12 protein-coding genes are annotated in these 14,405 nt (G+C 65.9%); 4 read left to right on the top strand and 8 right to left on the bottom strand.

Annotated elements, in window-relative coordinates:
• Position 1: 1 nt before the first annotated feature.
• From IE116_RS17905 to IE116_RS17895, 3 genes are all read right to left on the bottom strand, one after another.
• Entirely contained in the window at positions 2-1,141 is a 1,140-nt protein-coding gene (locus IE116_RS17905; protein WP_189614262.1) for a DSD1 family PLP-dependent enzyme, read from the bottom strand.
• 149 nt (positions 1,142-1,290) lie between these two features.
• Positions 1,291-1,896, bottom strand: coding sequence for a tripartite tricarboxylate transporter substrate-binding protein (locus IE116_RS17900; protein ID WP_229828274.1), 606 nt, complete (start codon positions 1,894-1,896; stop codon positions 1,291-1,293).
• A gap of 181 nt (positions 1,897-2,077) precedes the next feature.
• Positions 2,078-2,710 carry an HAD family hydrolase gene (locus tag IE116_RS17895; RefSeq protein WP_189614261.1) on the bottom strand — a complete coding sequence of 211 codons (633 nt, stop codon included), beginning with the start codon at positions 2,708-2,710 and terminating at the stop codon, positions 2,078-2,080.
• A gap of 159 nt (positions 2,711-2,869) precedes the next feature.
• Here IE116_RS17895 and IE116_RS17890 point away from each other — a divergent pair, with 159 nt between their 5' ends.
• Together IE116_RS17890 and IE116_RS17885 are read left to right on the top strand one after the other, a co-directional pair.
• Positions 2,870-3,826 (top strand): LysR family transcriptional regulator, encoded by a 957-nt coding sequence (locus tag IE116_RS17890; RefSeq protein ID WP_189614260.1) that lies wholly within the window; start codon positions 2,870-2,872, stop codon positions 3,824-3,826.
• Between the two features lie 167 nt (positions 3,827-3,993).
• The gene (locus tag IE116_RS17885; protein ID WP_189614259.1) at positions 3,994-5,532 is read left to right on the top strand and encodes a YifB family Mg chelatase-like AAA ATPase; all 1,539 of its coding nucleotides are present in this window, start codon (positions 3,994-3,996) and stop codon (positions 5,530-5,532) included.
• A 99-nt stretch (positions 5,533-5,631) separates the two neighbouring features.
• Here the strand turns inward: IE116_RS17885 and IE116_RS17880 are convergent, their stop codons facing one another.
• The 4 genes from IE116_RS17880 to IE116_RS17865 form a co-directional block, all read right to left on the bottom strand.
• Positions 5,632-7,812 (bottom strand): TonB-dependent siderophore receptor, encoded by a 2,181-nt coding sequence (locus IE116_RS17880; RefSeq protein ID WP_189614258.1) that lies wholly within the window; start codon positions 7,810-7,812, stop codon positions 5,632-5,634.
• 50 nt (positions 7,813-7,862) lie between these two features.
• Positions 7,863-8,843: a fumarylacetoacetate hydrolase family protein gene (locus IE116_RS17875; RefSeq protein WP_189614257.1), complete on the bottom strand. Its 981-nt coding sequence runs from the start codon at positions 8,841-8,843 to the stop codon at positions 7,863-7,865.
• Between the two features lie 62 nt (positions 8,844-8,905).
• Positions 8,906-9,715 (bottom strand): helix-turn-helix domain-containing protein, encoded by an 810-nt coding sequence (locus tag IE116_RS17870; RefSeq protein WP_189614256.1) that lies wholly within the window; start codon positions 9,713-9,715, stop codon positions 8,906-8,908.
• Complete coding sequence (locus IE116_RS17865) at positions 9,712-10,662, bottom strand: LysR family transcriptional regulator (protein WP_189614255.1); 951 nt, start codon at positions 10,660-10,662, stop codon at positions 9,712-9,714. The genes IE116_RS17870 and IE116_RS17865 overlap by 4 nt, the downstream gene beginning before the upstream one ends.
• Positions 10,663-10,937: 275 nt before the next feature.
• On the opposite strand from IE116_RS17865, the gene IE116_RS17860 reads away from it, so the two are divergent.
• Positions 10,938-11,870 carry an SDR family oxidoreductase gene (locus tag IE116_RS17860; protein WP_189614254.1) on the top strand — a complete coding sequence of 311 codons (933 nt, stop codon included), beginning with the start codon at positions 10,938-10,940 and terminating at the stop codon, positions 11,868-11,870.
• 147 nt (positions 11,871-12,017) lie between these two features.
• Here IE116_RS17860 and IE116_RS17855 read toward each other — a convergent pair whose 3' ends face one another.
• Entirely contained in the window at positions 12,018-12,950 is a 933-nt protein-coding gene (locus tag IE116_RS17855; protein WP_189614253.1) for a LysR family transcriptional regulator, read from the bottom strand.
• Positions 12,951-13,649: 699 nt separating this feature from the next.
• Here IE116_RS17855 and IE116_RS17850 point away from each other — a divergent pair.
• Positions 13,650-14,117: a PRC-barrel domain-containing protein gene (locus tag IE116_RS17850; protein ID WP_189614252.1), complete on the top strand. Its 468-nt coding sequence runs from the start codon at positions 13,650-13,652 to the stop codon at positions 14,115-14,117.
• Positions 14,118-14,405 lie beyond the last annotated feature (288 nt).

Here is a 14,405-nt window from a genome sequence, read left to right as displayed (position 1 = left end):
ACTACCAGCCGCTGAAGCGCGGCCAGGTGGCTTCGACTTCCTGGCCACCGGCCACGACCTGATAGGCCGGGTGCTGCGCGGCGGTGGCGCAGGCGTGGTTCGGCAGGATACGCAGCAGGGTGCCGACCGGCAGCATCGGTGTTTTGGCGGGATCGCCGCTGCGATGCGCCAGCACGCCGTGCTCCTGATTGGCCTGCGCGACGATCAGGTCAGCCATTGGCTGGCCGTCCGCATCGCACACCACGCCGTAGCCCTGATCGACCTTCTGCTTTGCCGTACCGCGATCGCGTGACAGCGCCATCCACCCGCCGTCGGTAATGATCCAGCCCTTCTCTTTCTGGTGACCGATCACCGTGCACAGCACCGACACGGCAATGTCGTCCATCGTGCAGACCTGGATGCCGTTCATCACCAGATCGAAAAACACGAACACGCCTGCACGCACTTCCGTCACGCCATCGAGCGCCTCGGCAAAATGCGCGGTGGGCGAACTGCCGACGCTGACCACCGGCGCGGCATAGCCCGCGTCACGCAGGCGCTGCGCCGCGAGCACCGCGCCCGCGCGTTCCTGCTCAGCCATCGCCACGATGGCCGGGACCGAATCGCAGTCGTAGGACGCGCCCGCGTGCGTCATCACACCGGCCACCCACGCACCGCCGTTGTCCTTCGAACGGGACAATTGCGCCGCCACCTCGAGCAGGTCCGGCGCCGTCGGCACCAGTCCCGATCGGTGGCCGTCGCAGTCGATCTCGATCAGCACCGGCAGGGTCAGGTCCTGGCCCTTGCAGAAGGCGGCCAGGGCCTGGGCGCTGGCCACGTTGTCCAGGATGACGGTCATGCGCGCGCCCTGCTGCACCAGGCGCTGCACATGGGCGAACTTGTTCGCGGCGATGCCGACCGCGTACAGGATGTCGGTCCAGCCGTGGTTCAGGAAGTACTCGGCTTCCTTCAGGGTGGAGACGGTGATCGGTGTGCCCGGCTCGCCGATACGGCGCGCCACGTCGGCGGACTTGTTGGTCTTGACGTGCGGGCGCAAGGTCACGCCCAGGCCGGCCAGCCGGTCACGCAGGCGGGCAATGTTGCGGTCGACTTTGGTCCGGTCAAGGACCAGGGCGGGCGTTTCAAGGTCGTGCAGTTGCATGGTGAATCCCGTGAAGTACGTGTCTCGGTCGTTGTTCTGCGTGCGGTGGTGCTGCCTTGCGGTACGGTGCGCCGTGATGTGCTGGACAGTAGGGTAGTGGGCAGTAAGGTGCTGCGCCGCGTCGCTTGCAGCGCGCCCCTTGTTCTCGTTCAGTCGATGTGCACATTCTTGGCGAGCAGGATCGGGCGCAGGCGGGCGATCTCGGTTCGCACCACGTCGGCCAGGTTAGCCGGTGTGTTGGTGGCGGGATCCGGGAACGTCACACCCACCGCCGACATCTGGCGCGTCAGGTCCGGGTCGGCCAGTGCTTTCAGGATGGCGGCGTTCAGCGCCGTCACGATCGCAGGCGGCGTGCCGCGCGGCGCGAACAGCCCGTTCCAGGAGCGTACATCCAGCTTGACTAGGCCAAGCGGCACATGATCGTTGACAGCGTCATACATCGGCTTGCGATACAGGATCATGTTGGCGGCGTGCGTGCCGATCGTGCCGAAGCCGATGGTGTAGCCGTCGGCCGGCGCGCGCGCCAGCTTCTGCAGCCCGACCGAACCGCCCACGCCGCCCACGTTTTCCACCACCACCGGTACGCCAACGGCGGACGACATCTTCGCGACGACCGCGCGGCCCAGCGCGTCACTTGGACCGCCGGCCGGGAACGGCATGATCAGGGTAATGGGGCGGATCGGGAAGGCGGGGGCGGCCGGCTGCTGGGCCTGGGCGGGCAGCGCCGACGCCGTCAGCATCGTTGCAAGGGTCAACCAGATCCGCGGTATGTGCGCGGCGAGGCGGGAAAGATGGGAACGAATCAAATTCTCCAGAGAATGACGGGGGCCAGGAAAGCAGCGGGTTGGCGGTCGACTGCAGAACGCGGGGTGCGAAGGGATCGTGAAGGTGGCCGGCGGCGGACGCCGCGGCGAGCGGCGGGTGCGCTGTGTCCTCTCAGGCGGCGCGGTTCGCCAGCGCCACCAGGCCGTCCAGCGTGGGCGACTCCCGCAGCGCGGCCGGTGCGCCATCGGGGCGGGCCAGGCCGACCCGGTTGTGCCAGTAGGTGTCCATGCCGACGGCCTGCGTCCCGAACAGGTCAAAACCCGAACCCGCCACAAACAGCGTGTTGGATGGCGTTGCGCCCAGCTCGTCGAGCGCCAGCTGATACGGCCGCGGATCGGGCTTGTAGAAACCCGCGCGCTCCGACGTCACCACCACGTCGAGCGGCACGCCCAGCCGCTCCGCGGCAAGGTGGCCAAGCCGCTCCGAGCAGTTCGTGACCACGCCCAGTCGGTGCGTCTGGCGCAGCGATGCCAGCGCCTCGGCGACGCCATCCCACGGTTGCAGTTCGGACCACCGCGCGTCCAGGGCGTCGGCGTGGGCGGCGCTCAACCCGGTGTCTTCGGCGGCTTCACGCACCAGCGTTTCATAGGGGCGATAGGCGCCGCACGCATACGTGCGCTTCAGGTAGGCGGCGCGCCAGGCGCGGCCCTGCGCTTCGGTGCCGGCCACGTCATTCCAGACGGTCCAGGAATCCAGAAGCGCGGTCAGCAAGTCGAACAGAACGAAGTCATAGTGGCGTGTCATGGCGGTACCGTCGTGAAAGCGAGGGGGGAAGTGAAACGAGTGTAGGCAGGACGCGCTATCCTGCGGTTAATGCTGCGTAACTTGTTCATTCACCCGCAGGTGAATAATGTCCAGGTGCAGCCGACCCGTGATGGCCCGACGTTTTCCAGGTTCAGCACCATGACACTCGATATCGACGACCTGCGTTTTGTGATGAGCCTGGACCGGCTCGGCAGCCTGGCCGCCCTGGCGCGTGAAGAAAACGTCACCCCGCCCGCCATCACCAAACGGCTGCACCAGCTTGAATTGCGGGTCGGTGTGCGGCTGGTGCAGCGGACGACCCGGCGGCTGCAGCTCACGCACGAAGGACACCTGCTGGCGCAGCATGCGTCCGGCGTGCTGGACCAGATGCGCCGGCTCGAAGAGGCCTTGCACGAACGCACGCAAGTCGTGGCCGGCAAGTTGAAGGTGCACGGTCCGCTCGGTTTCGGCCGACGGTATCTCGCGCCGCTGCTGGCCGAGTTCCATACCGCCCATCCAGGCGTCGAAGTGCAGCTCGTGCTGTCGGACAACCTTGACCTGGCGCAGCAGGCGCCTCATGGCCGCGACGCCTTCGACGTCCTCGTCAGCATCGGCGACCTGCCCGATTCCCGATGGATCGCCCACCCCATTGCCCCGAACCGCCGCATTGTCTGCGCCGCTCCCCGCTACCTGTCGCGCGTTGCGCCCCCCGCCCTGCCGGCCGACCTGGCGGACCACAGCTGCCTCGTGCTGCGCGAGAACAGCGAAGACGTTTCGCTGTGGCGCTTCGCCGACAAGGCCGCCCGCCGCGGCGCCCGCCCCACCCACACCGTGCGGGTCCATGCGGCCATGGAGAGCAACGACGGCACGGTTATCCGTGCGTGGTGCGCGGCCGGCAAGGGGATCATGGCGCGGTCCGAATGGGACGTCGCGGCGGACCTGGCATCGGGCAAGCTCGTGCAGGTCCTGCCGAAGTACCGCATGCCCGACGCCGATGTCGTCGCGCTGGTGCCGCAGTCGCGCGTGGCGTCGCGGCGCGCGTCGCTGTTCATCGAGGCACTGCGAAAGGCGTTCAAGCCGGCGCCGCCGTGGCGGGCGAAGGGGGGCGGCGCTTGAGGGGTGAGCCGTTGAGGAGCGGACGCTCGAAGGGTGCACGCGCGGGGTCGCTGCCGGTGGCCGGACCAGGACAAAAATAGCCTTGGACAGAAGCGTCCCAGTCGACCCCACAAGGTGCCGGTGACCCGCCATACTCGGCAGCTTCCACTTACTGCTTCGGGGTCGACATGACGCTTTCCGTGATTGCCAGTTGCGCGCTTGCCGGCCTGGATGCGCCTGCCGTGCGGGTCGAAGTGCATCTGGCGGCGGGGCTGCCTGCCTTCAATGTGGTCGGGCTTGCCGACACCGAAGTGCGCGAAAGCCGCGAGCGCGTGCGGGCCGCCATTGCCAACGCCGGCTTTGAATTTCCTGCGGGCCGGCTCATCGTCAACCTGGCACCGGCGGACCTGCCAAAAGAGTCCGGCCGATTCGACTTGCCCATTGCGATCGGCGTGCTCCTTGCCTCGGGGCAGATCGGCCTGCCTGAACTTGCGCCAGGGCGGCGCGCGGCGGCCAGGGCGTCAAGCCTGACCCGACTGGTCATGGCGGGCGAACTGTCGTTGACGGGAGCCCTGGTGCCGATCGCGGGCGCGCTGGCCATCGCGCTTGCGGTCGCCCGGCGCCAGCCCGATGCCGAACTGATCATGCCTGCCGCCAGCGCCGCCGAAGCGGCGCGGGTGCCCGACCTGCACGTGGTCGGCGCGGCAACCCTGGCCGAGGTGGTGGCGCACCTGGCCGGCACCGCCCTGCTGCCGCGGTCGACCCCCGCGCGCGTCGACAAGGCGCCCGCGCCGCCCTGCCTGTCGGATGTCCGCGGGCAGACCGCTGCCTGCCGCGCACTGGAAGTGGCCGCCGCCGGGGGTCACAGTCTGCTGCTGATCGGCGCGCCCGGCACCGGCAAGAGCATGCTGGCGCAGCGCCTGCCCGGGCTGCTTCCACCTCTGTCCGGCCACCTCGCACTTGAAGCCGCGGCGCTGGCCAGCCTTTCGCGCACGTCGGCGCCGCCCTACGGCGCGCGTCCGTTCCGGGCGCCCCATCACTCCACGACGTCGGTGGCCCTGGTGGGCGGCGGTTCGCGGCCCCGGCCCGGGGAAATCAGCCTTGCGCACCACGGCGTCCTGTTCCTGGACGAGCTCCCCGAGTTCAATCGTCAGGCGCTCGAAGCGCTGCGGGAACCGCTGGAAACCGGCAAGGTCGCCATCGCCCGCGCGCGCCATCGCACCGAATATCCTGCGCGCTTCCAGCTGATCGCCGCCATGAATCCCTGCCGTTGCGGCTGGCACGGTCACTCCACGCGCAAATGCCAGTGCACGCCCGACCAGGTCGTTGCCTATCGCAACCGCATTTCGGGTCCGATACTGGACCGCATCGACCTGCAGGTCGAAGTGCCCTCGCTCGGCGCAGACTGGGTTGACGCCGCCGCGGGTCCATCCAGCGCCGACGTGGGTGCGCGCGTCGCCGCAGCCCTGGCCATCCAGCAAAAGCGCCAGGGCGGCAGCAACGCCACCCTCGACACCAGCGGCACCGATCGCCACTGCACCACCGACCCCGCCGCGCGCGATCTGTGGAAGGAGTCCATGACAAGGCTGAACTGGTCGGCGCGCTCCGCCCATCGGGTACTGCGGGTGGCGCGGACCATCGCCGACCTGGCCGGCACGCGAAAGATCAGCGCGGTCCATCTGGGCGAGGCGGTGCAGTACCGGCGGCCGGTGGGTGAACCGCGGTGACGATGCACGCCGCGCTGAACGTGACCGGCGTGGTGTTCATCGGCTTTGGCGCGCGCCTGGCCACCTTACGCAGCGTGTAGGATCCGCTGCGCAACGCACTCAGAAGCGGGTCCGGACCGCCACCGTCACACTGCGGGGCTCGCCCCAAGTGTTGTAGGTGTTCACGCCGCCAACACGCTCGTAGTAGTGGCGGTCGAACAGATTGTTGATCGTCAGCGAAATGCGGGTGCGCGCATCAAGGGCATAGCCCACCTGTGCGCTGGCGACGGTGTAGCCGCCCTGCTCCCTGAGCCCGGCAACGCCGCCGCCCACTCCGCCGCTGCTCACGCGCACGCCGCCGCCGGCCGACCATCGGCTCTGCCCGAAACGGTAGTGTCCGTAAAGCTTGAGCGAGTGGCGCGGCTCGAACAGCGTGAATGGCGTGCCGGCCAATGTCTGATGCGCCGTGTAAGAACTGAGCAGGTTGGTATACCCGAGCGTCATGTCCAGGTTTGCGAACGGACGACCTGCAAACTCGACCTCCCACCCTTTGACTTCGACCTGGCCGGCCTGCACGAAAAATCCGGGGTTGAGCGCATCGGGCAGTGACCGGTTCACGTCGCGGGTACGAAAGGCCGACGCCGACGCCGTCAGCTTGCCATCGTTCATGCTGTGTTTGACGCCGACTTCCATCTGCTTGCCCACCCGAGGCTCGAGCACGCGGCCGTTCACGTCGCGCGCGGTCTGGGGCATGAAGATGTCGGAAAAGCTGGCGTAGGCAGTCGTGTTCCGGGCAACGTGCGCCACCAGCGCCGCATAGGGGGACACCTGCCCGTTCTCCTTGGCTCCCTCGCGCCAGTCGGTCACCGCACTGGGCGCCACGTTTCGTGTCTGGGTCGCGAAGTTGCTGACACGCGCACCCAGGACCAGGGTCAGCGGATCCGCAAGGGAAATCCTTGCCTGTCCGTACAGACCACTTTGTCGGGTCACATCCTGCGTACCGCGTTCGAACGGCGGAATGGTGGGCTCGGCCACGAACCCGGGGTTGGCGCTCGGCACATTGGCGACGTCGGCCGACGGAGCGTATTGCGTGCGGTTCTCGTAGCGTTCCCAGTTGAAGCCCACCGTGAGTTCATGGCGGCGTCCCAAGGCATCGACAGGTCCCGACACATAGGTGTCGAGCGCATCGCGCGTGCTGTTGCTGTCCCATCCTCGGGTGCGATAGCCGGCGACGCGGCCCGTGACCGGGTTGACCCCGTTCAGCGGACATCCATCACGGATATTCCACTGCTGCTCGCCATGACTCAGGCGGGTGCGCCATGCCCAGCCCGAGGTGAAGCGGTGATCGACTTCCGCTGCCACCTGCGAGGTCGTCGTGTCGTAGACGCTCCATGGCGCAAGCGGGTTGTAGCCGCGCGGCGCATCAAGAAACCTGCCGCTGGTGTAGGCCGGCTGGCCCATGTAGGGATTGGTGCGATCGTCCTGGTAGGCGCCATACAACGACAGTTGCGTCGACGGCGTCAGGTCGTAATCCAGCGTGCCATACACCATGCCTTTGCGGCCGTGCGCACGGTTGTAGAAGTAGTCGCGATCCTGCCCCGCCACCACCAACCGGCTGCGCAGCGTGCCTTCCTTGTTCAACGGGCCACCCACTTCCGCGTCGGCATGATAGTTGGACCACGATCCCGCCGACGCCGATGCCGACCCGCCAAACTCCCGCAACCCGCGCTTGCGCACGAAGTTGACCGTGCCGCCGGGCTGGCCCGATCCCTGGAAAATGCCGGCCGGTCCGCGCAGCACTTCAATTCGATCGAACATGGCCAGATCGAACTGCTGCGTGGAAGTCAGGCCGTTCCAGCTCGGAATGCCGTCGTAGCTGGACTCCATCGAGTAGCCGCGCGACCGGATCTGGAAGGTCGCGCCGTCCCACGGCGTCACGGTCACTCCGGTGACCTCCCGCAACGCTTCATCGATCGTGTACATATTTTGGTCGTCCATCCGGCGCCGGGTCACGACGCTGACCGAGTGTGGAATCTCGACGATGGGAACAGCTTCCTTGCCACCCACGGTGGCGGCCGTCGCGCGGTACGAGTCACTTCCCTCGGACTGCGCATCACGCAATGCCGGCGCATTGACTTCAATGGACGACAGCTGTGCTGCGTTCGGCTGTGCTGCGTTCGGCTGTGCTGCGTCCGGCTGCACCGCGCCGGCCAGTTCAGGCAGCGGGGCCAGCATGCCGATGAAGGCCAGATGGGCACGGACAGCGTTGCGTCCTCGGGACGAACGTAACGACACACTCATTCAATGCAACCCTGTTGTATTTGCAATCGGGTTGCATTGAAGCACTTTTGTCAGCGTCGGTCGACAGGATTCTGCAAGGTCCCGATCCTCTCGATCGTCACGCTCACCGGCCCGCCCATCTTGTTCAGGTCCGCATTCTGCACCGCCCTGCCCGGCTTGCCCCCCGATGCCAGCGCGGTGCCCATCGACACGACATCCCCCGGCAGCAGGGTCATGTAGCCGGAAAGGAAGGCCAGCACCTCCGGCACCTTGTGAAAAAGGTTGACAGTGTTGTCGCTGGCGAAACACTCGTCGCGGACGTGGCATGAGATGTCGAGGCTGTGCGGATCGGCAATCTCGTCTTTCGTGACGATCCATGGCCCAAGCGCCGAAAACGTGTCCGACCCCTTGTAGCGGCCGCTGTACGACACATGGCTCTCCACATACCGGATGCCTTCACCTTCCGCCGCGGGGTGGATGGCCCGGTAATGGAAGCTGTCTTCGTCGCGCATGGTGGGCGACGTCAGGTCGTTATGGATCGTGTAGCCAAACACATGGTCGTACGCATCGGCGGCGTCGATGTCGGTGGCCCGCTTGCCGATGATGACCGCGAGCTCTGGCTCGGGATGCACACGCCCGTAATGCGACTTCAGGCGGATCGGGCTTCCGTGACCGACCAGCGCGGTCAGGGGCTTGGTGAACACCGCCGGGTGGGAAGGCCCCTTGACGATACGGTCGACGTTCGCACTGTTGTTCAACGCAAGGCAAGCCAGCTTCGAAGGTGTCTGCACGGCGGGAAGGACCGTCAGTGCACTGAGGTCCAGCGCGGCAAGCTTGGTGGACGATGTCAACGATGCAGCGATGCGTGCAAGTTCGTGCCACGTATCGGGCCCTGCCTCGATGGCTTGATGGATGGTGAGGGGGATCTGCCCGAGCGTCGAGCCGACGGCCTCGCAGGCGTCGGTCACACAGAACCACGTGGTGTCATCGATGACAAAAGCAAGACGTGCGACGTCGGGACTGTCGGGCAAAGCGTAGCTGGCGAGTTTCATACCGGTCTCCGTAGATAGGCTGGCGAATCAAGCGTAGCCAACGCACCTCGGTTCAGAAATCGCTACAGCTCGACGTTCCGCGGCACGGAATCAGGCGTATCCTGCGCCGGCCCGGCCTGCGCGGCCAGGCATTCGATCAGCTCATCGCGACACCCCCGCAATACCGCCAGGCACTCCTCAAGGCCGTCCCGCACCAACAAAGCGCCAAACGTCGTCAACGACAGCACGACCACCACGTCCCCGTCCATGACGACAGGCAGCGCCAAGGTGGCACTGCCGCCGCGGCCATCCGCCGGCCGAAAGCCATACCCTCGCGCACGCGTCGCCATCATGGCGTCACGCAGCTGCCCCGCCAGCGCCGCCCCGCCGTCGGTGCCCGACGCGTCGAGCAGCAGGCGTTGCATCAGGCGAGTGCGCTGCGTCTCGCTGCACCAAGCCAGGAACGCTTGTCCCATGCCGGACCGGAGCAGGTCATGCGCATGACCGATGGTGCTGTGCTCGGACCCGATCGGGCTGTAGGGCATGCTGCTGTACCGCACGACAATGCGACCCTGCTCTAACACGCCGACGGCGAGCGGCAGGCCCGTGTTCCGAGTGATGGTGCGCAGCACAGGCGCAGCGATATCGACCACGCCTTCCTGCTCGGTGTAACCCTCGCTCAACTCGCGCACCTTGGCAGTCAGCGAATAACGGCCCCTGACCACGTCGATCCGCACATAGCCCTCGCGCCGCAGCGTCGCCAGCAACCGATGCAGCGTCGACTTCGGAAGTCCCGTTGCATCATGCAGACTGAGCAAGGTGCTTTGTGGCCGATGATTCATCGCGCGCAGAATGTCCAAGGCACGCACGACCGGCCCGATGGTGTCGCTCATGGCAAGGACTCCTGCCCCATTTCGCCACGGCACAGGGCGAGATAGTCGGGGCGCGCGATCACCTCTCGCGCCAGGTCAATGAACGCCCGCAGCTTCAGCTGACTCTGCGATCGCGCCGGAAAGCATAAATACATGCCGGCATCGCTGGGAATGAAGGCGCCGAGCACCGATTCAAGAACGCCCGCGTCGACCCGGTCGCGCACTTCGACGTGCGACGCAAACGCCAGGCCGAGACCTTCAGCCGCCAGCGCCACCAGTAACTGGCGGTCATCGACGATCAGCTTGCCCCCCACATCGACCACAAACGACCGTTTGCCGCGGCGAAAGCCCCAGCGGTGCAGCGCATGCGACCCTGGAAAGCGATAGCGCACCGCGGTATGCGCCACCAGGTCCTCGGGCTTGCGCGGCCGGCCCGCCCGCGCAAAATACGCAGGCGCGCCGACGATGGACCACCGGATCTCCGGCGTCAGCGCAACAGCCACCATGTCCTTTGCGATCGACTCGCCCAGCCGCACTCCCGCATCGAAGCCCGCGTCGACCAGATCAATGATCGCGTCATCCAGCGATACCTCGACGGTCACATCGGGATAGGCCCGCGCGTACTCGGCAACCAGCGGTGTGATGAAGCGGCGCGCCATCGCCGGCACCGTCAGCCGCAACGTTCCGCTTGGCCGATCACGAAAGGTCCCCAAGGCAGCCAATGCGTCGTCGATTTCAGCTGCCGCCGGCCGCAAGCGCAGCAACAATGCCGCGCCCGCTTCGGTCAGGGCCACACGCCGGGTCGTGCGTTGAAACAGCACGACCCCGTGTCGCGCTTCCATGACCCGCACCGCCTTGCTCACCGCCGTCGGCGTCACGCCAAGCCGACCGGCCGCCACGGTAAAGCTGCGCGCTTCTGCTACGGCCAAAAAGAGCGTCACGCCGTCGAGTGCGTCGATGGATGTCATGAGGGAATCCGAAGGGACATAGGGACAGAGCGTGAGCATCAAGGGACGCGTCGGGCCAGCGGAGCGTCCCACACCAGGCGGCGCCGTTTCACCTTGACGCAGACAATACCGAGGCTGCTCCGCAGGCGCGCTGGGCATCCTCAAGAAAAGCCTTCAACGGATGAGATTTCAGCTACTTATTATGAACCTGACGAGCAAAGCGCATCGTGCTTTGCAGTCTATATCTTCACAGTCGACGCGCCTAGCATGGGAACCCTGACAACAAGGAATTCTTCATGACCCAGCCCAACACACCGTCCAACCTCCCTGCCACTTCGACCTCCGCGGCGCCACGCAACTGGTTGATCACTGGAACATCGAGCGGCTTCGGTCGCGCACTGACCGAAAGACTCCTCGCTCGCGGCGACCGCGTCGTCGCCACCGTGCGAAAGGTGGATGCACTCAACGATCTGAAAGCCGTGCATGGCCACCGTCTGCACGTCATGGAGCTCGACGTGACAGACGGCGATGCCATCCAGCGCGTTGTCGACGCGGCGTTTGCCACCCTGGGCCGCATCGACGTCGTCATCAGCAATGCCGGCTATGGCCTGCTCGGCGCGGCCGAAGAGGTGTCCGACGCCCAGATCCGCCATCAACTCGACACGAACGTGCTCGGCTCCATCCGCCTCGCCCGGGCCGCGCTGCCGCACCTGCGCAAGCAAGGCGGCGGCCGGCTCATGCAACTGTCGTCCATGGGCGGCCACCTTGCGTTCCCGGCCCTCAGCCTGTATCACACCAGCAAGTGGGCAATCGAAGGCTTCTATGAATCGCTCGCCCAGGAAGTTGCACCGTTCAACATTCATACGACGCTGGTCGAACCCGGCAGCGCGCTCACCGGCTTCGGCTCGGCCGGCCTGGTCAACGCCTCTGCGCTGGACGCCTACGACGCCACCCCAGTCGGCGACACACGTCGCATGCTCGCCGCCGGCGCTTTTCCGACGCCAGGCGATGCCGGCAAGATGGCCGCCGCCATGATCGCATCGGCCGATCAGACTCCCGCACCGAAACGGCTGCTGCTGGGCAGCGACGCGTATACCCTCGTGCACGCCGCGCTGACCGACAGGCTGGCCGCATTCGAGGCGCAGAGGGACGTCGCGTTTTCAACAGACGCAGATGCCGATGTGGATGGCACCGCTCGGTCGAACATACCGTGGTCCTCAGCGCAGTGAGCAGCGCTGGTATCGGTGTGGGTGCCGGTGCCGGTATCGGAATCGATGGCGGTGGCGGTGGCGGTGGCGGTGGCGGTGCCTATTCTGGCAGTGGAGTTGATATCGGTGTTGGTATTGACCTTGGCGCCACTGTCGCGGGGCTGCGCATCATTGCATGTGCGACGGCAAAGCCGTCAGTACACGGATGATGGCCATCACCGCGGCTGCAATCTTTGGCCGGGGCAGTACCTGCCAGGACAAAGACACGTCGTACAGCGGCAAAGGATCCTCAATGCGCAGCGGCACGATTTGCGGCGGATTGTCATAGGGCAGGAGTACGGGATGCGGCACGACGCACAGCAGATCACTGCGCGCGACCAAGTCGAACAAGGCGGGATAGTCGCTGCATTCCACGCGAATACGCGGCGGCCTGAGGCGACGCGCATGAAGCGCCTCGTGGATGACCGTTGCGCCCGCGCCTTCGTCGCATTCGACTGCCCACGTTGCCGGAGCGATCTGTTCGAGCGAAGTTGCATGCGTCAGCGGATGCCCCGCACGGGCGCATAGTACGGGCGTGGCCACGTGCAGCGGCTGCGTTATGCAACTCGTCGATCGACGGCCTGAGGACTGCGGTGCGATGACAAGATCGAGCTCGGATCGATCGAGCGCCGCCAGCATGTCTGCCGCGTTACTGTTGACGACCTGCAGCCTGCCCTCAGGATGATGACTTCGCCACACCTGCTCAATTACCGGCCCATAGAGCAAGGCCGCCGCCGGCGCCATCCCGACCGTGAGCGTTGAGGTCGACGTCGACGATAGGAGGGCGGCTGTCGTCGCTTCGTCTACCGGCTCGGCGGCAAGTGATTCGAGTGCGTTGCCGATCTCGGCAAGCTGCTCGAGGGCCCGCAACGCCTGGGCAGTTGGCCTTTTGCGCCGCCCTTGCTTTTCGAACAGCGGGATGCGCCATTCCTGCTCGAGCTTTTTCATCGCCTGACTGATGGCTGGCTGACTTATCCCCGCGGCCAGGCCTGCGGCGCGGAAGGATCCGTGCGCCACCACCAATTGCAGATAACGAAGAGGGCGCAACGATGTCGTGTACATGACGCCCAGTGTAGAGATGCACGGCGCCGTCAGGTGGCGCGATGCAAGCGAATGTCCTAGCCGGATGACGTGGCCATCGGTAGGTCTGTGGCCCGGCCAATCGGTGGGTCGGCGGGGTCCACGTCTTCGCGCCGCCGTGCACCGGCCCCGGCTGCGGCTGCGGCCCACACGCTGGGATCGCCGCGGCTGATCGCACTGACGAGACTGCCCGGGGGGAACACCATGGGAATTTCCGGATGGCGATAGATAAGCGCAGGCTTATCTATCATTGATAAGCGAAAAGTTATCTATTGCAGGCCGCCGCAAAAAGAGGTGTGTCCCCGGCGCCTGACATGAGCGAAGGGGACGTCACCTGCGCGTCATGCGCGGTGCAGGTGCGGGTCCGGGTTTCGTCGGGTCTGGGTTCGGTCGAGGTCGGGTCGGGGTCGGGGTCGGGGTCGGGGTCGGGGTCAGGGTCGGGGCCGGGGTCAGGGTCGGGGTCGGGGTCAGGGTCGGGGCCGGGGTCGCGGTCGGGGCCGGGGTCGAGTCCGGAGTCAAGTCCGAGTCGAAGTCCGGTGCTAGTCCACGCGCAAGCCGATGCCCGTGCCATTCCGCGCTGGCTGCAGGTTGGCGACATCGGTAACACCTGCAACGATTCCAGGCGTAGGGAGCAAAGACGCGGGTGCTATAAGGAGACGATCCCGTCCACGTCAGCCATCCATGCGCATCCCCATTAACTTCATCATGCCCGCTGGCCTCATCTCCCATGCTGTGGTTTCCCGCCTGGTCTTCTCCCTCGTTGCCACGGGTCTGCTAACGACAGCACTTGTTCCGTTCGCATCCCACGCCCAGGTGGCTGGGTCGATGTCGCTGGGTAAAGCGTTCACCGATCTGGATCAGCCTGCACCTGGATGGAGCGTAAAGAAAAGCCTGCTCGGCAAGACGGTCCATAACGAAGCTGGCGAACGGCTCGGAAAGGTGGAGGACCTGATCATCGATCCGGCCAAGAGCGTGTCCTACCTGATCGTGTCCGCGGGTGGCTTCATTGGTGTGGGCAAACATGACGTGGCAATCGAGGCCACCAAAATTCGCGAGCGGCAGGGGCGGCTTGTGCTGCCTGGCGCAACGAAGGATCTGGTCAAGGCAATGCCGGCTTTTTCCTATGCCCCCAAGGGCGCGACCAACTAGCTGGGCAGACAGCGGGCCCACCGCCTTCTTGCAGTTCGCCGCATGGCCGCATGGCCGCATCTGCGCATGACTGAATCGCCGAAGGCTGGCGTACAGCTTGAGGACACGGTCAGTGTCTGACCGCGACCTGAAAAGGACAGCGGCGCTGCCGCTCCCCGGCATGAATGGTGCTTGAGAACAACGTCTTCGAACATCGAACCTGTTTTCTCGACAAGCGTTCGCGTTATCCTTGCCGACGCGAATCGCTTGCCGACCGCCTTCCTCAGTGCCTACTCAGTCTGCAACGAT

This window comes from Pigmentiphaga litoralis (assembly GCF_014651835.1).
Taxonomy (GTDB): Bacteria; Pseudomonadota; Gammaproteobacteria; order Burkholderiales; family Burkholderiaceae_B; genus Pigmentiphaga; species Pigmentiphaga litoralis.
This window is presented reverse-complemented; position numbering and strand designations above follow the sequence as displayed.

Excerpts from the sequence above, each read along its gene's own strand:
- IE116_RS17905 (WP_189614262.1), bottom strand. The coding sequence starts at position 1,141 with ATGCAACTGCACGACCTTGAAACGCCCGCCCTGGTCCTTGACCGGACC.
- IE116_RS17895 (WP_189614261.1), bottom strand. The coding sequence starts at position 2,710 with ATGACACGCCACTATGACTTCGTTCTGTTCGACTTGCTGACCGCGCTT.
- IE116_RS17890 (WP_189614260.1), top strand. The coding sequence starts at position 2,870 with ATGACACTCGATATCGACGACCTGCGTTTTGTGATGAGCCTGGACCGG.
- IE116_RS17885 (WP_189614259.1), top strand. The coding sequence starts at position 3,994 with ATGACGCTTTCCGTGATTGCCAGTTGCGCGCTTGCCGGCCTGGATGCG.
- IE116_RS17880 (WP_189614258.1), bottom strand. The coding sequence starts at position 7,812 with ATGAGTGTGTCGTTACGTTCGTCCCGAGGACGCAACGCTGTCCGTGCC.
- IE116_RS17875 (WP_189614257.1), bottom strand. The coding sequence starts at position 8,843 with ATGAAACTCGCCAGCTACGCTTTGCCCGACAGTCCCGACGTCGCACGT.
- IE116_RS17870 (WP_189614256.1), bottom strand. The coding sequence starts at position 9,715 with ATGAGCGACACCATCGGGCCGGTCGTGCGTGCCTTGGACATTCTGCGC.
- IE116_RS17865 (WP_189614255.1), bottom strand. The coding sequence starts at position 10,662 with ATGACATCCATCGACGCACTCGACGGCGTGACGCTCTTTTTGGCCGTA.
- IE116_RS17860 (WP_189614254.1), top strand. The coding sequence starts at position 10,938 with ATGACCCAGCCCAACACACCGTCCAACCTCCCTGCCACTTCGACCTCC.
- IE116_RS17855 (WP_189614253.1), bottom strand. The coding sequence starts at position 12,950 with ATGTACACGACATCGTTGCGCCCTCTTCGTTATCTGCAATTGGTGGTG.
- IE116_RS17850 (WP_189614252.1), top strand. The coding sequence starts at position 13,650 with ATGCGCATCCCCATTAACTTCATCATGCCCGCTGGCCTCATCTCCCAT.